Origin of the sequence: Methyloversatilis sp. RAC08, assembly GCF_001713355.1 — a bacterium.
GTDB lineage: Bacteria > Pseudomonadota > Gammaproteobacteria > Burkholderiales > Rhodocyclaceae > Methyloversatilis.
The window spans coordinates 1172875-1188816 of the sequence record NZ_CP016448.1 but is presented as its reverse complement, the minus strand read 5'-3'; the positions used below and the strand labels follow the sequence as shown (position 1 = coordinate 1188816).

Here is a 15942-nt window from a genome sequence, read left to right as displayed (position 1 = left end):
ATGGAAGCGCTGCTCTTTCTGGCTCATCGCCTGCCTTTTCCACCCAACAAGGGGGACAAGATCCGCTCGTATCACCTGCTGAAGCATCTGGCCAGGCGTTACGAAATTCATGCGGGTACTTTCGTCGATGACGCGGCAGATCTTCCGCATGTGACGACGCTCGCGACAAGCTGTGCCCAGCTTCACACGGAGCAGATCGATCCTCGCAGCCGCAAACCTGCATCGCTGCGTGCGCTGGCAACCGGGGAATCGCTGAGCGTTGCCTACTATCGATCGTCGGCCATGCAGCGCTGGGTCGACGACACGATTGCGCGACACGATATCCGCAAGGTGGTCGTCTTCTGTTCGACCATGGCGCAATACCTCGATCGTCATCCGCAATTGCGGCGCATCGTCGATCTGGTCGATGTCGACTCGGAGAAGTGGTCCGAGTACGCAGCACGTCATCGCTGGCCGATGTCCTGGCTCTACCGCCGAGAGGCGCGCACCCTTTTGCAGTACGAAACGAGGGTGGTCGATGCCTCGGACATGAGTCTGCTGGTGACGCCGGCCGAGGTAGCGTTGTTCGAGTCGCTTGCCCCGGCGATGAAAGGACGCGTGACCGCCGTGCCCAATGGCGTGGACGTCGATTTCTTCCACCCGTCGCAGGCCGGTGCCAACCCGTATCCCGCATCGGGGCAAGCGATCGTATTCACTGGCGCGATGGACTACTGGCCCAATATTGACGCCGCCAGCTGGTTCGCCACTGACGTGATGCCGCTCATTCTCGCCGTGCAGCCTTCGGCGCGTTTCTACATCGTCGGCATGAATCCGGCGGCTGAAGTGCGTGATCTCGAACGTCTTGGTCATGTCACGGTGACCGGGCGGGTGGACGACGTTCGGCCGTGGGTGGCGCACGCAGCCTGTGCCGTGGCGCCGCTGCGTGTGGCGCGTGGTATCCAGAACAAGGTGCTTGAAGCGATGGCCATGGCGCGGCCGGTCGTTGTGTCGATAACCTGCGCCGGCAGCCTTGATGCCGAAGCCGGGCGCGATTTCGCCGTCGCGTTGGATGCCCGCTCGTTCGCCGACGCAGTGCTTTCTTGTTTTGATCCGGTGAATGCCGGCACCATCGGCGTGAGTGCCCGTGCGCGTATCGAACAGGTCTATCGCTGGGACAGCGCACTGGCTGCGCTGGATACTTGCCTCGATGCGCCCGCGCGCGAAGCAGGTCCGCAGTCATTCATCAAGGAAAGTCATGTCAATGCTGAACCCGGCATCCTCCACTCGCGTGGCTGAAGTGCGCCCGGTCACCGGTGCGTGGCGCAGCGCGGGCCCGCTGTTTCTGCTGCTGCTCGCGGTTCTGCTTGCCCTGTACTGGGACACGGCCAGTTCCATGGTCGAAATCTGGCTGCGATCCGAAACCTTCGCCCACGGCCTTCTGGTGGTGCCCATCTTTGCCTGGCTGGTCTGGCGCAAACGGGGGGCGCTGTCGAACGTGTCGCCGCAGCCGTGTCTCTGGGGACTGGCTGCCCTCGCGTTGAGTCTCGCAGGCTGGCTGGCAGCGGAGGTCGCCGGCGTGCAGGTGGTGCGCCAGCTTGCTTTCGTTGCGTCCATTCCGGCTCTGGTCATCGCCGTGCTGGGCTGGCGCATCGCGTGGGTGATCGCCTATCCGCTGGCCTTCCTGTTCCTCGGCGTGCCGATGGGCGAAAATCTGATGCTGCCGCTGATGAACTTCACGGCCGACTTCACCGTGGGTGCGCTGCAGCTGCTGAACTTCCCGGTCTATCGCGAAGGCACCTTCTTTGAACTGCCTTCAGGCAGCTGGTCGGTAGTCGAGGCCTGCAGCGGGCTGCGCTATCTCATTTCGTCGGTTACCGTCGGCGCGCTGTACGCCTATGTGAGTTATCGCTCGATATGGCGACGTGCAGCCTTCATCGCTGCGTCCTTCGTTGTGCCCATCATCGCCAACGGTTTCCGGGCGCTGATGATCGTGCTGCTCGCCCACTACTCAGACATGAAGATCGCCACCGGTGTAGATCACATCATCTACGGCTGGGTATTCTTCGGCGTCATCATGTTGTTGCTGTTCTGGGTCGGATCATTCTGGCAGGAACGCGAGGCAGAGGATGTTCCGCCGGAGGCCGGTTCGGCCGCGTGGCGACCGGTGTCGGCGTTTCGGACAGCAGCGGTCGGCATCGCCGCTGCAGCACTGTTGGCGGGTCCGCTGCTCTACGTGGCTCAACTCGCGCAGCGTCAGCTGCCGCCTTTGCCCGGACTGGTTCTGCCGGTCGAACCGGGTGCCGGCTGGACGCTGGATCAGGAGGTGGCGCTGACCGACTGGCGTCCAACGTTCCAGAATCCCGACCGGGAAACCACGCTGCAGTACCGCCGCAACGACGAAGTGATCGTCGTTCACCTCGCGTGGTACGGACGGCAGCGTCAGGATGCCGAACTGATCAATTCCGGCAACTACATGATCGAGCAGGAGCATGACGTGTGGTCGAACGTCGGCGAACGCATTCTTCCGGTTACGCCACATGCGCTGCGGGAGACGGAACTGCGCTCATCGCGGTTGCGTCTGCTGATCCATGACTGGTATGTGGTGGGTGATACGCCGACCGCAAACGGCGTCATCGCGAAGCTGCTGTTCGCACGCAATCTGCTGCTGACCGGTGATGATGCGGGTTACGCGGTCGTGCTGTACACAAAGAAACTTGAGGATCGCGCGAAGTCCCAGGCGCTTCTGCGCGAATTCGCGGCCCTGCTGGAACCCGGGCTCGAGAAAGCTGTTTCGCCGTGACCCGTATTGTTCATGTCGTTCATCATTTCGGCACAGGTGGCCTCGAGAACGGCATGGTCAACCTTCTCAACAATTTCCCCGAAGGCGACTTCGAGCACCATGTGGTGTGCCTGCAGGGTCATTCCCATTTTGCGGAGCGCATCCGCCCGGGCCGCGTGATCTTCCATGACGTGAAGAAAAAGCCGGGCAAGGATCCGGCGCATTACTTCCGCCTGTGGCGCACGCTGCGTGCGCTTCGCCCCGATATCCTGCACACCCGCAACCTGTCTGCGATCGAAGCTGTGCTGGTGGGTTGGCTGGCCGGGGTGCCGATTCGTGTGCATGGCGAGCATGGCCGCGACGTGTTCGACCTCGATGGCAGCAATGCGCGCTACAACCGCCTGCGCCGCATCGCGCGTCCGTTCGTGCACCGATATCTGACGGTCAGCCGCGATCTGCAGAATTGGCTGATTGACGCCATCGGCGTCGATGCGTCGCGCGTGACGCAGATCTACAACGGAGTCGACAAGCAGCGTTTCAGTCCACCTGCCGTCCGATCGCGCGACCTGTTGCCGGAAGGCTTCGGGCAGGACTGCTTCGTGATCGGCAGTGTGGGGCGCATGGTGGGCGTCAAGGACTATCCGACGCTCGTGTCGGCCTTCATCCGTGCCTGTGCGCAGCCGGGCGGTGATGCCTTGCGCCTGGTGATCATCGGGGATGGCGTTGCTCGCCAGCCCTGCCAGCGGATGGTCGACGACGCCGGGCTGGCTGCGCAGGTGTGGTTTCCCGGCGAACGCAACGATATTGCTGCACTGATGACGTGCTTCGATCTGTTCGTGCTGCCTTCGCTGGGTGAAGGCATTTCGAACACGATACTCGAAGCCATGGCGTGCGGTCTGCCCATCGTATCGACTCGGGTCGGCGGCACGCCGGAACTGGTCGACGACGCGGTCAATGGTCGTCTGTTCGCGCCCGGCGATGTCATCGCCTTGTCGTCGATCATCGTCGATTACGCAGCCGACCCCACGCTGCTCGCCGCGCACGGCAGTGCGTCACGGCAGAAAATCGAGTCCTCCTTTAGCATTGAAGCGATGGTTGCGGCTTACCGTAATACCTATCTCACGCTGTCGGGCAGGCAAGCTCGCCCCGACGCATCCACCACCTGATCGGACCTTCCTGCATGTGCGGTTTCGTTGGCATTTTCGACACGCGCAACCGTCGTGACATCGTGCGCGACGTACTGCACCGGATGAACGAGTCGCAGCATCACCGCGGCCCCGACGAAGGTGACCTGCACATCGAGCCCGGTGTCGGGCTCGGGCATCGCCGCCTGTCCATCATCGACGTCGCGAGCGGCCAGCAGCCGCTGGCCAACGAAGACGGCTCGGTCATCGTCGTGTTCAACGGCGAAATCTACAACTTCCAGACGCTGATTCCGGAACTGACGGCGCTCGGACACACCTTCCGCACGCGCAGCGATACCGAAGTGATCGTGCATGCGTGGGAGCAATGGGGCGAAGACTGCGTGCAGCGCTTTCGCGGCATGTTCGCGTTCGCGCTGTTCGACCGGAACACCGGCACGCTTTTCCTCGCCCGAGATCGGCTCGGCGTCAAGCCGCTGTTCTATGCCTTGCTGCCGGATGGCCAGCTGATCTTCGGATCGGAGCTGAAGGCCCTGACCGCGCATGGCGGTCTGTCGCTCGCGCTCGATCCGCATGCGGTCGAGGAATACTTCGCACTCGGTTATGTCGCCGATCCGCGCACCATCTATCGCCAGGCGTTCAAGCTGGAACCGGCCCACAGCCTGTGCATCCGGCGCGGTGAAGTCGCACCGGCGCCGCGTCGCTACTGGGACGTGGATTTCGGCTCGGTCATCGCCATCGACGAGGTGGAAGCGGAGGAAGAGCTGATCCGCCGCCTGCGCGAATCGGTCGGCCTGCGCATGATTTCCGAAGTGCCGCTGGGTGCATTCCTGTCGGGTGGTGTCGATTCGAGTGCCGTGGTTGCAATGATGGCCCAGGCCTCGGACACACCCGTCAACACCTGCGCCATCGCCTTCGACGATCCGGCGTTCGACGAATCGCGCTTCGCTCAGCAGGTGGCTGACCGCTACCACACGAATCATCGCGTCGAAATGGTGGCGTCCGACGACTTCGATCTCATCGACACGCTCGCCTGGCTGTACGACGAGCCATATGCCGACAGTTCAGCGCTGCCGACCTATCGCGTGTGCCAGCTCGCGCGCAAGCACGTCACCGTTGCACTGTCAGGTGATGGCGGTGACGAGAGCTTCGGTGGCTACCGCCGCTACCGGCTGCACATGATGGAAGAACAGCTGCGCTCGCGCCTGCCGCTGGGGCTGCGGCGCCCGCTGTTCGGCACCCTTGGTCAGCTTTATCCGAAGGCGGACTGGGCGCCGCGTATGTTCCGCGCCAAAAGCACCTTCGAATCGCTGGCGCGAACGTCCGTCGAGGCGTATTTCCATTCCGTTTCCATCCTGCGCGATCCGATGCGCCGACAGCTCTTCAGTCCGCGCATGAAAGCGGAACTCGGCGGCTACAACGCGGTGGAGGTGTTTCACCGCCACGCGGCGCGGCACCGTTCGGACGAGCCGCTGTCGCTGATCCAGTACCTCGACCTGAACACCTATCTGGTGGGCGACATCAACACCAAGGTGGACCGCGCGAGCATGGCGCATTCGCTCGAAGTGCGCGAACCGCTGATGGACCATCCGCTGGTGGAATGGCTGGCCACGCTGCCCGCATCGATGAAGATACGCGGCCAGGAAGGCAAGTATCTGCTGAAGAAGTCGCTGGAGCCGCATCTGCCGCACGACATCATGTATCGCCCGAAGATGGGCTTTTCGGTGCCGCTTGCGCGCTGGTTCCGCGGTCCGCTGAAGCAGCGCGTGCGCGACGCGGTGCTCGGCAGCCGGCTGGCCGACACCGGCTGGTTCAACCGCCCGTATCTGGAACATCTGGTGGACGCACATCAATCCGGACGCAGCGACTACAGCGCATCGCTGTGGACCCTGCTGATGTTCGACGCCTTCCTGCGCAATCAGGAGCGTCAGACCCTGCGCGACGCCGCCTGAGGATTTCATCGCGATGCGCATCCTGCACGTACTCGATCATTCCATTCCGCTGCACAGCGGCTACACCTTCCGCACCGCCGCCATACTGCGAGAGCAGCGCAAGCTGGGCTGGGACACACACCATGTCACCGGGGTCAAGCACACGGCGCCCGGGCCGCTGGTGGAAGAAGTCGACGGTCTGATCTTTCATCGCACGCCGTGGTCGCCGGGCACGCTCGAACGCGTACCGGTGCTGCGTGAGCGCGCACAGATGCGCGCGCTGGAACAGCGGCTGCTCGAGGTCGCGCGCGACCTCAGGCCTGATGTGCTGCACGCGCACTCACCTGTGCTCAATGCCTTTCCGGCATTACGCGTCGGCCGGCAACTGGGCATCCCCGTGGTCTATGAAATCCGTGCCTTCTGGGAAGATGCGGCCGTCGATCACGGCACCACCACCGAAGGCAGCCTGCGCTATCGCGCCACCCGCGCAATGGAAACGCGCGCCGTGCGTGCGGTCGATGCGGTGACGACCATCTGCGAAGGCCTGCGGCTCGATCTCGCCGGGCGGGGCATACCCGCGTCGAAGATCACTGTCATTCCCAACGCCGTCGATGTCGAGAATTTCGCCTTCGGCGTCGCGGGCGACGAGGCGCTGCGCGCCGAACTTGGCCTGGTCGGCAAGCGCGTGCTCGGCTTCATCGGTTCCTTCTACGCCTACGAGGGGCTGGACCTGCTGCTGCGCGCGTTGCCCGCCATCCTGCAGAAGGCGCCCGATGTGGCGTTGCTGCTGACCGGCGGCGGCCCGCAGGAAGCCAATCTGAAGCAACTGGCCGGGGAACTCGGTCTGCAGAAACACGTGATCTTCACCGGCCGGGTACCGCACGCCGATGTGCAGCGCTATTACAACCTGGTCGATGTACTGGTCTATCCGCGCCATTCGATGCGCCTGACCGAGCTCGTCACACCGCTCAAGCCGCTCGAGGCGATGGCCCAGGGACGGCTGCTGGTGGCGTCCGATGTCGGCGGCCACCGCGAACTCATTCAGGACGGCGAGACCGGCATCCTGTTCCGCGCCGGTGACGCCGACGATCTCGCACGCAGCGTGCTGCGCCTGCTCGGCATGCATGAAAGCTGGCCGCGGCTGCGTGCAGCCGGCCGACGTTTCGTCGAGAGCGAGCGTACTTGGGCAGCATCGGTCGCGCGCTATCGCGATGTCTATGCGTCGCTCACCGGCCGGGCGGCTGCATGACGCAGGCGCGGCCGCACCTCGTCGTGTTCTCGACCCTTTTTCCGAACGCCGCGCAGCCGCAGGCCGGTGTGTTCATTCGCGAGCGCATGTTCCGGGTCGGTCGCCAGTTGCCATTGACGGTCGTGGCGCCGGTACCCTGGTTTCCGCTGCAGTCGCTGTTGCGATATCTGCGTCCGCATTTCCGGCCGGATGTACCGGCAGTCGAGGTGCAGCAGGGCGTGACCGTGCTGCATCCGCGCTTTCTGTCGGTACCCGGCCTGTTCAAGCGACTCGACGGTCTTTTTCTGGCGCTCGGCGCCTACCGTGCGCTGGGCCGCCTGCAGAAGCAGGGCCGGCTCGATGTGCTCGATGCGCATTTCGGCTATCCGGATGGCTACGCCGCCAGCCTGCTGGCACGCTGGCTCGATTGTCCTTTCACCGTCACGCTGCGTGGCACCGAAACGCGCCACGCCCGCACGCCCGGGCTGTCGTCCAGATTGCGTCAGGCGCTCGATCGCGCCGACCGCGTGTTTTCGGTCTCCGCGTCCCTGATCGAAATTGCGGCCGGGATCGGCGTCGACCGGGCGAAACTGCAGGTGGTGGGCAACGGCGTCGATACCGGAAAGTTCTATCCGATCGACAAGGCCTCAGCGCGACGCGAACTGTCGGTTCCGGACGATGCAAACGTATTGATCAGCGTCGGCGGCCTCACCGAACGCAAGGGCTTTCATCGGGTGATCGAACAGTTGCCGGCCTTGCGACGCGAGTTTCCGGGTCTGCTGTTCCTGATCGTCGGTGGTGCCAGCGCGGAAGGCGACTGGGGGCCGCGCCTCAAGGCGCAAGTGGCCGAACTGGGTCTGGCGGACTGTGTGCGCTTTCTGGGCACCCTGCCGCCGGAAGCGCTAAAGCAACCCTTGTCGGCGGCCGATGTATTCGTGCTGGCGACCCGCAACGAAGGATGGGCCAATGTGTTTCTGGAAGCCATGGCCTGCCGTCTGCCGGTCGTGGCGACCGATGTCGGAGGCAATCGCGAGGTGGTGTGCCGCGATGACCTGGGCGAAATCGTGCCCTTTGACGACGGACCGGCGCTGCAGGACGCATTGAGCCGGGCGCTGGCGCGCGACTGGGACCGTGAGCGCATTCTTGCCTACGCAAAAGACAACGAATGGGACGGACGCGTCGCGACGCTGGTTGCAGCGTTCCGCGCGCTGTTCGCCGATCGAAACGCGCGTGGCACACAGGGAGACATCGGAGTTGGCTGAAGCGTCCTACTGGAAAAATGCGTGCGAACAGATCGAGTATCGTGCGCTGCTCGCCCGGAAATGGCTGGCGCACCGCGTGCCGCGCGCGGCACAGCCACGTCGGCACGTTTTCGTGGGCGGCATGCAGCGCTCCGGTACCAACATGCTGATGGATCTGATCGAGCGCAGCATGCAGACCGATGTCTTCCACGAGCGAGATCCGCGCGCATTCGACAACTACATCATGCGTGATCCGGCTGTGATCCGTTCGCTGATCAATCAGTCGCGCGCGCCGCATTTCGTCATCAAGTGCCTGTGCGAGCTCGATCGCTTGCCTGCGCTGATGGACGAGTTCACGCCCTCGAAGGGCTTGTGGATCGTCCGCGAGTATCGCGATGCGGTGAATTCGGCACTGGTGTCCTTCAGCCGCTTCACGCAGCAGGTCGAACGGGTCGCCAAGGGTCAGGCCGACGGCGAATGGTTTGCCGGCGGCATGTCCGATGAAACGAAGCGCCTCGTGCGCGAGCTATGGCATGCCGACATGAATGAAGCGACGGCCGGCGCGTTGATCTGGTATTTCCGCAATCTGCTGTATTTCCAGATGGGGCTGGATCGCGATCCGCGAGTCAAGCTCCTGTCCTATGAGGCACTGGTGACCGAGCCCGCCAAGGAATGCGAACAGGTGTTCGATTTTCTCGGTCTGCCCTTTTCGCCTTTCATCACGAGCAAGGTGTTCGCCAGTTCGATCAGCAAGAAGAACCCACCACCCGTAGCCGACGAGGTGGCACGATTGTGTGATGAGCTGATGCAGCGCTTTTCCGCAGTCAGGAGTGCGCATGGCTGATCTTCGTACCAGCCTGGTGTCGCACGTCGTTTTTCCTTTGCAGGAAAGGCTGAAGAAGCACACGACGGTGGCCGATCGGCAGGCGCTGGAGGCCTCGCAGTGGTGGCCGCACGAGCGATTGCAGCAGCTGCGCGTGGATCGCCTCTGCTCGCTGCTCGTGCAGGCTGGCGCGCATGTCCCTTATTACCGAGCGCTGTTTGCCCGCATCGGCTTCGACCCTGCCGCGGTGACTTCGCTGGACGATCTGCAGAAACTTCCCTTCCTGGACAAACCGCTCATCCGCGCGAATACCGACGCGCTGAAGGCGGACAATGCACGTGGGTTGGCCCGGTTCAATACCGGTGGCTCAAGTGGTGCCCCGCTCATCTTCTACATCGGCCGCGAGCGTGTCAGCCGTGACGTCGCCGCGAAGTGGCGGGCGACGCGCTGGTGGGGCGTCGACATCGGCGATCCGGAGGTGGTGCTGTGGGGCAGTCCGATCGAGCTCGGCGCGCAGGATCGCGTGCGCCGGATGCGCGACGCCCTGATGCGGACCAGCCTGTTGCCGGCATTCGAAATGTCGGACGCAAAGGTCGGACAGTTCATCGACCATATCCGCAGGGCGCGCCCACGCATGCTTTTCGGCTATCCGTCAGCTTTTGCGCACATCGCTTCGTATGCGCGGCGCACCGGTCGATCGCTCGACGATGTCGGGATCAAGGTCGTCTTCGTCACCTCGGAGAGGCTGTACGACCATCAGCGCGAACTGATCGAACAGACCTTCGGTTGTCCGGTGGCCAACGGTTACGGCGGCCGCGATGCGGGCTTCATCGCACACCAGTGCCCGGCTGGCGCCATGCACATCACGGCCGAAGATATCGTGCTCGAGATCATCGATCGTGAAGGTCGCGTGCTGCCGCCCGGCGAATCCGGCGAAATCGTCGTCACGCACCTGGCGACGGGTGAATTTCCCTTCGTGCGCTATCGCACCGGCGACGTCGGCGTGCTGGGCGCGCAGCCCTGTACCTGTGGACGTACCCTGCCGGTGCTCAGCGAAGTCCAGGGGCGCAGCACCGACTTCATCGTCGCGAAGGACGGGACGGTGATGCACGGGCTGGCGCTGATCTACATCGTGCGCGACATGCCGGGCGTGGCGGGCTTTCGCATCGAACAGGAAAGTCTGGACCTGACCCGCGTGAAGGTGGTCAGCGAAGCGGATTTCCCGGCGGATGGCGATGCACGCATCCGCGATGGCATGAAGGCAAGGCTCGGAGCGTCGGTCGAGGTCGAAGTCGAACATGTAGCGCAGATCGAGGCCGAAGGATCGGGCAAATTTCGGTATGTCGTGAGCCGTGTTCAGGCATGAGCGGAGCCCGAGCGCATGCGTGACCTATTGATCAGCGCCGTCGTTTTCGGTGCCTTGCCTTTCATTTTCCGTTCTCCGTGGCTCGGCATACTCATGTTCACATGGCTTGGTTTGATGAATCCTCATCGGCTGGCCTTTGGCTTTTCGCTGAATTTCCCTTTTGCGATGATCGTTTCACTGACCACCCTGGTTGGGCTGATGGTGTCAAAAGAGCCAAAGCGGATGATGTGGACTCGCGAGACACGACTGCTCTTGGTATTCATCCTATGGATGTGTCTGACGACATCCTTTGCGATGTATCCGCAGTTTGCACAGCTGCAACTCGAGAAGGTGCTCAAGATCCAGCTCATGATCTTTGTCGCGCTGATCTTGATGCGTAGCTTCGATCGTATCGAAGCGCTCGTGTGGATATCGGCGATGTCCATCGGTTTCTATGGCTTCAAGGGCGGCATCTTTACGATACTCAACGGCGGCGCGTACCGTGTTCAAGGGCCGCAAGGCACGTTCATCGGTGGCAATAACGAAATTGGTCTGGCGATGGCGATGACTGTGCCGCTGCTTTATTTCATGCGGTCCCGCGTCGCCAACCCACTACTCAAGATTTTCATGACCACTTGGGTCGTGCTTACCGCCTTTGCCGCAATCGGAACCCAATCCCGCGGCGCGCTGCTTGGCATGGCATCGATGGCCGCATTTGTGTGGCTCAACAGTCGAAACAAGCTGTACACGACACTTGTACTCGGTATCACCGGCTATGCGATCGCCAACTTCATGCCCGAGTCGTGGTATGAGCGCATGGGTACGATCAAGACGCATGACGAAGACAAATCAGCCCAAGGGCGCGTAAACGCTTGGTGGACGGCCTACAACTTGGCAAATGACCGGCTGATGGGCGGTGGCTTCGAATGCTGGTGGCCGCCGACGTTTGCTATGTATGCGCCCAATCCCGATGATGCGCGCGAAGTGCACAGTGTGGTGTTTGAAGTGTTGGGGGAGCACGGTTACATCGGCCTCGCAATTTTCACCGCGCTCGGATTGAGCACTTGGTTCAGCGCGGGTTGGGCCGCGCGCCGAGCGCGCAAAATCCCCGATATTGCATGGATGTCAGACATGCTTCGCATGGTCCAGGTGAGCCTGGTCGCATATGCAACAGCGGGCCAGTTTCTCGGGCTGGCGTACTTTGACTATTACTACATACTTATCATTATCGTCGTAGCCTCAAGCGTGCTTGTGCAGCGTCGCGTGCAGGGAATGCCCGATGAGATGTGGCAGAAACTGAGGCCGGAAGGTCTGTTTGCCGGTGGTCGTCTACCCAACTTGAGGAAACTATTGATTGGGAAGTCGCCGTGACCAATGCACTTCTGCTCGTCGCAGCAACAGGCTAGAGTTTTTCAAGAATTTACGCTCACGAGGTGCGTCGCGATGAATCCGCTCCGAATTGCCGTGCTGATCCCCTGCTACAACGAAGCAGCCACAATCGGAAATGTAGTGCGCGATTTTCGCGCCGCCCTGCGGGGTGCAACCGTTTATGTATATGACAACAATTCCTCTGACGATACGCGGGCCATTGCATTGACAGCTGGCGCCGTTGTGCGCACCGAAAGGCACCAAGGCAAGGGCAATGTGGTGCGTCGCATGTTTTCGGACGTGGATGCCGATGTGTATGTAATGGTGGATGGTGATGACACCTATGACGCCTTAGCTGCTCCTTCGCTGATACGCCATCTGCTGGATGAAAGCTTGGACATGGTGAATGGTCGCCGCATCACCGAGGAGGTTGCGGCCTATCGTGCAGGGCACCGACTTGGCAATCGTATACTCACCGGTTTGGTGTGTTGGTTCTTCGGCGAGCGGTTCAAAGACATATTGTCCGGTTTCCGCGTATTCTCGCGGCGCTTTGTGAAGTCCTTCCCGGCGCTTTCCCAGGGCTTCGAGATCGAGACAGAGTTGACCGTGCACGCGCTCAATCTGCGCATGCCGGTCGGCGAGGTGGATACGGTCTATCGCTCGCGACCCGAAGGTTCGGTCAGCAAGCTCAACACCTATCGCGATGGCATCCGAATCCTCAAGACCATCATGATCCTGGTGAAGGAAGAGCTGCCGCTGCAGTTCTTCTCCTGCGTCGGGGCCGTACTTGCGCTGATCTCACTCGCGCTCGGTATCCCGGTGGTGGAAGAATTCGTGCAGACCGGTCTTGTGCCTCGGCTTCCCACTGCTGTTCTGTCAGTGAGCATTATGCTTCTTGGGTTCCTCAGTTTTGCTTCTGGCCTCATCCTCGATACAGTGAGCCTCGGGCGCCGGGAACTGAAGCGGCTGCAGTACTTGCAGGTCCCGCTGGTGGATGGCGAGGTACTTGGTCACGAAAGGGTGCTGGTGCCGCCGGTGGCCACGGCGGCGTGATTCGGGACAGTCCGAGGCGGAGTACGAGGTGACCGGCCAGTTCTTCCGCTTCGCCATGGTCGGTGCCGCAGGTTTCGTTGTGGACCTGCTGGTGCTGCAATTGTCTATCCACGTGCTGGGGCTGGACCCCTACGCCGGCCGCGGCATCTCCTACCTGTGCGCCGCCACGAGTACGTGGATCATGAACCGTCACTTCACTTTCGCCGCCGAGCGCACCGATGGGCTGTGGCGGGAATGGGCCCGCTTCCTGATGAGCAATGCCGCCGGCGGCGCGATCAACCTCGGCATCTACGCTGCAATGGTGGGTGGCGGACTGCCCGTTGTGTCGGAGCCTTGGCTCGCATTGGCTATAGGTTCTCTGGCCGGCCTGTTCTTCAATTTCATCGCGTCGAGAAAGTTCGTATTCATCGGACGTGCGCGCTGATGCCATTTCGATTGACTAGCATTCCCCAATGAGAACTACCCCGTCGGTCGCCTTCGTATCGATATTTCTGGTTGCAGTCGGCTTGGCCTGGGCAGCGCTTTGGAACGGCTACCCCATGGTGTTCTCAGGCGACACCGGCGCCTATATTGAGGGCGGTATCGTCTCGGTGGATAAGCGCTGGCTCAGTATTGCCTGGTCCCGGCCACCTTTCTACAACCTTTTTCTCTACCTCACGCAGTGGCGCTGGTCGCTGTGGCCAGCGGTTTTCGCGCAAGCTCTGCTGCTGTCGCATCTGCTCTGGCTGATGCACAAGACTGTACATGGCGATGTGGCGCCAGCCCGCTTTCTGGTCACCAGCGCCGCACTGGTGTGCCTGTCTACCGCACCGTGGTTTGTCGGCCTGCTGCTGCCGGATTTCTTCACTGCAGTGGTGGTGCTCGCGCTCTTCATTGTCGGGTATGGCCGTTCCAGGCTCAGCCGCGCCGAATACGGCTATGTCTGGCTGCTCGCCGTGGCGGCTATATTGACCCACTACTCACACGTGTCGCTGGCAGGCGGTTTGCTGCTCGTGATGCTGGGGCTGCGCGCAGTGCGTGAAGGCGTGCGTGGCCTGCTCCACCGCGAACACGTGGTACACGCTGCGGCGCTGGGTGCGGCGATCGTCGCCCTGTTCGCGATACAGAAGGGGTTCCAGGACGAGGAGGGCTTCGCACCCTACAAGGACTTGTTCATCCTCGCGCGGCTGATCGGTGACGGCACAGCGCTTGATACATTGCGCAGTCGCTGCCCCGAGGCTGGTTTCAAGCTTTGCGGGCAACTCGATCGCATAGAAGTGCGGCCCAACGACCCCTATACGATGTCGGACAAATTCCTCTGGGGGGCCGAAAGCCCGCTCTATGCGATAGGCGTGAAGGTGGTGCGGGACGAGGCGCCGGCGATCATCCGCGCCACCCTGCAGGATCACGCGGCACGGCAGTTCAGCCTGTCGATGCGTAACTGGAAGACGCAGTTGCTGGCGCAGGAGACGGGAACTTGGCTGGAACCCTTCGGCATGCAGCCCGGCGACGGCACGACGCGTGTCATACGTACCTACTATCCATCCGAACTTGATGAATTTCTGGCAGCACGGCAGAACACCGGCAGGCTTCATCTAGATCTGTTCGCTCCTTTGCATGTGACGGTAACGTGGCTGGCGCTGATGATCGGACTGGTGCTTGCGCTGCGCCACTGGAAGGAGCGGGAAAGCGTATTGTCACCGCTTTTCTTTTTTCTGCTCGCAGCGCTGCTGGGCAATTCGCTGACGTCGGGTGTGTTGTCAAGGCCGGATGACCGGTACATGAGCCGCCTGACTTGGGTGCTCATCCTTTATGTTGCGCTTGCATTCGATCAGAAAGTCAGGCGGCAGCGCTGAGTGCCGTTCGTCTCACCATGAATTGATGCACTTCGGAAACCGGAGGGGTCCCTCGCGAATCGCCCCGGGTTTGAACTGACCCCCAGAAGTTGGACAAACTTCGAGGGTTTCATGAAGAAGTACCAAACAGAGTTCAAGCTCAAGGTGGTCAAGAGCTTTTGGCTGGAGACGGCGGTGCGAAGGTGCTGGCGCGGCAGTGGTCAGTGCCTGAGGAGAATATCCGCGCGTGAGTGAGGCACTACCGCTTGCACGGCATTGACGGGTTGCGGCCCAAGCTCAGCACGTACAGTGCGCATTCAGGTGAGAGGTGCTACCCCACCAGGACCGCGAACAGCCATCAAGCCGCCAGATTGCCGCGATCCATGACATCCGCAATCCTAACCAAGTCGTGGTTTTGCGACACAAGCTCGATTAAGGCGGCGCGGGCGCCATGCAGCTGCATGAGCTTTCGCATCCTCTCCTTGCCCACCCGCAGCGCATCGTTGCGGAGGGGTCGCCCCCCGGCGGCTTTCGCAGATCCGGCCGGCTCGACGAGCAACGTGCGCGTGAAACCCCACCACACTGATCTGCAGCACCCGGCACTGCACCGAGATCTGCCACAGGCGCCGGTGCCGCTCGATGAAGGCGTAGTTCACTTCGCAACCTTTGCGAAGTACGCCGTCGCTTTTCCCTGGATGTCGCGATCTATCTTGACCCGCGCCAATTCCGCACGCAGCCGCGCAATCTCCATCTGCTTCGCGCTCACCGGCTTGCTGTCCGCGTCCGTGAGCCGGCCCTGCCGACGCGCCTTGACCCAGTTGAACAAGGTCTGATCGACCATGCCCAGTGTCCTGGCCGCCCCGGCAATGCTCTGCCCACCCTCGACCAGACTTACTGCCCCCTGCTTGAACTTCAACGTGTAGCGCGCCCTCGGCGCTGCCTTCGGCTTCGTCACTCCCGCGTTCCTTGCCTGCATTGTGCATCCCTCAGCAAGGGATACGTTTTTCAGTGGCAAGGTCATTGCGGTCCCGATGCGTTGCGCGAAGCTCTGGAGCGGCTCGGCCTGCTATCCGTGACTGCGCTCGCCGATATTGGCGAACGTCACGCTGGTTTTGGCCGACGGGGTGCGGTAGCCGGGCGCTGGGGGTGTCCTTTACCCCAAACTACGCCGTCAGAAATCTCTCCGCGTAGTCCGCGAAGGACAAAATGTGGGAAGTCCGACAGCGGGCGTCATGAATA

12 protein-coding genes and 1 pseudogene are annotated in these 15942 nt (G+C 62.0%); 12 read left to right on the top strand and 1 reads right to left on the bottom strand.

The features are described from left to right. From BSY238_RS05385 to BSY238_RS05330, 12 genes are all read left to right on the top strand, one after another. Entirely contained in the window at positions 1 to 1275 is a 1275-nt protein-coding gene (locus BSY238_RS05385) for a TIGR03087 family PEP-CTERM/XrtA system glycosyltransferase (protein ID WP_069038232.1), read from the top strand. Continuing rightward, positions 1187 to 2779: an exosortase A gene (gene xrtA, locus BSY238_RS05380; protein WP_223300337.1), complete on the top strand. Its 1593-nt coding sequence runs from the start codon at positions 1187 to 1189 to the stop codon at positions 2777 to 2779. The genes BSY238_RS05385 and xrtA overlap by 89 nt, the downstream gene beginning before the upstream one ends. After that, entirely contained in the window at positions 2776 to 3924 is a 1149-nt protein-coding gene (locus BSY238_RS05375) for a TIGR03088 family PEP-CTERM/XrtA system glycosyltransferase (RefSeq protein WP_069038230.1), read from the top strand. Before xrtA ends, BSY238_RS05375 begins: the two co-directional genes overlap by 4 nt. A gap of 14 nt (positions 3925 to 3938) precedes the next feature. Continuing rightward, on the top strand, positions 3939 to 5852 hold the full coding sequence (locus tag BSY238_RS05370; protein WP_069038229.1) for an XrtA/PEP-CTERM system amidotransferase: 1914 nt from the start codon (positions 3939 to 3941) through the stop codon (positions 5850 to 5852). A 13-nt stretch (positions 5853 to 5865) separates the two neighbouring features. Then, the gene (locus BSY238_RS05365; protein ID WP_069038228.1) at positions 5866 to 7080 is read left to right on the top strand and encodes a TIGR04063 family PEP-CTERM/XrtA system glycosyltransferase; all 1215 of its coding nucleotides are present in this window, start codon (positions 5866 to 5868) and stop codon (positions 7078 to 7080) included. Then, complete coding sequence (locus tag BSY238_RS05360) at positions 7077 to 8321, top strand: glycosyltransferase (RefSeq protein WP_069038227.1); 1245 nt, start codon at positions 7077 to 7079, stop codon at positions 8319 to 8321. Before BSY238_RS05365 ends, BSY238_RS05360 begins: the two co-directional genes overlap by 4 nt. Next, the gene (locus BSY238_RS05355; protein WP_069038226.1) at positions 8314 to 9144 is read left to right on the top strand and encodes a sulfotransferase family protein; all 831 of its coding nucleotides are present in this window, start codon (positions 8314 to 8316) and stop codon (positions 9142 to 9144) included. The genes BSY238_RS05360 and BSY238_RS05355 overlap by 8 nt, the downstream gene beginning before the upstream one ends. Continuing rightward, positions 9137 to 10489, top strand: coding sequence for a phenylacetate--CoA ligase family protein (locus tag BSY238_RS05350; RefSeq protein ID WP_069038225.1), 1353 nt, complete (start codon positions 9137 to 9139; stop codon positions 10487 to 10489). The genes BSY238_RS05355 and BSY238_RS05350 overlap by 8 nt, the downstream gene beginning before the upstream one ends. Before the next feature lie 15 nt (positions 10490 to 10504). Further along, positions 10505 to 11839 (top strand): putative O-glycosylation ligase, exosortase A system-associated, encoded by a 1335-nt coding sequence (locus tag BSY238_RS05345; RefSeq protein WP_069038224.1) that lies wholly within the window; start codon positions 10505 to 10507, stop codon positions 11837 to 11839. 72 nt (positions 11840 to 11911) lie between these two features. Then, entirely contained in the window at positions 11912 to 12889 is a 978-nt protein-coding gene (locus BSY238_RS05340; RefSeq protein ID WP_069038223.1) for a glycosyltransferase family 2 protein, read from the top strand. Positions 12890 to 12917: 28 nt separating this feature from the next. Continuing rightward, on the top strand, positions 12918 to 13313 hold the full coding sequence (locus BSY238_RS05335; RefSeq protein ID WP_190295056.1) for a GtrA family protein: 396 nt from the start codon (positions 12918 to 12920) through the stop codon (positions 13311 to 13313). A gap of 28 nt (positions 13314 to 13341) precedes the next feature. After that, a complete protein-coding gene (locus tag BSY238_RS05330) occupies positions 13342 to 14724 on the top strand; it encodes a hypothetical protein (RefSeq protein WP_150123884.1) in 1383 nt (460 codons plus the stop codon). 427 nt (positions 14725 to 15151) lie between these two features. Here the strand turns inward: BSY238_RS05330 and BSY238_RS18705 are convergent. Continuing rightward, positions 15152 to 15679 (bottom strand): annotated as a pseudogene (locus BSY238_RS18705) (transposase); the annotation flags it as partial. Between the last annotated feature and the right edge of the window lie 263 nt (positions 15680 to 15942).

Bases quoted from the DNA above. Each gene is read 5' to 3' on its own strand.
- BSY238_RS05385 (WP_069038232.1), top strand. From the start codon at position 1: ATGGAAGCGCTGCTCTTTCTGGCTCATCGCCTGCCTTTTCCACCCAAC.
- xrtA (WP_223300337.1), top strand. From the start codon at position 1,187: ATGCGCCCGCGCGCGAAGCAGGTCCGCAGTCATTCATCAAGGAAAGTC.
- BSY238_RS05370 (WP_069038229.1), top strand. From the start codon at position 3,939: ATGTGCGGTTTCGTTGGCATTTTCGACACGCGCAACCGTCGTGACATC.
- BSY238_RS05365 (WP_069038228.1), top strand. From the start codon at position 5,866: ATGCGCATCCTGCACGTACTCGATCATTCCATTCCGCTGCACAGCGGC.
- BSY238_RS05360 (WP_069038227.1), top strand. From the start codon at position 7,077: ATGACGCAGGCGCGGCCGCACCTCGTCGTGTTCTCGACCCTTTTTCCG.
- BSY238_RS05350 (WP_069038225.1), top strand. From the start codon at position 9,137: ATGGCTGATCTTCGTACCAGCCTGGTGTCGCACGTCGTTTTTCCTTTG.
- BSY238_RS05345 (WP_069038224.1), top strand. From the start codon at position 10,505: ATGCGTGACCTATTGATCAGCGCCGTCGTTTTCGGTGCCTTGCCTTTC.
- BSY238_RS05340 (WP_069038223.1), top strand. From the start codon at position 11,912: ATGAATCCGCTCCGAATTGCCGTGCTGATCCCCTGCTACAACGAAGCA.
- BSY238_RS05330 (WP_150123884.1), top strand. From the start codon at position 13,342: ATGAGAACTACCCCGTCGGTCGCCTTCGTATCGATATTTCTGGTTGCA.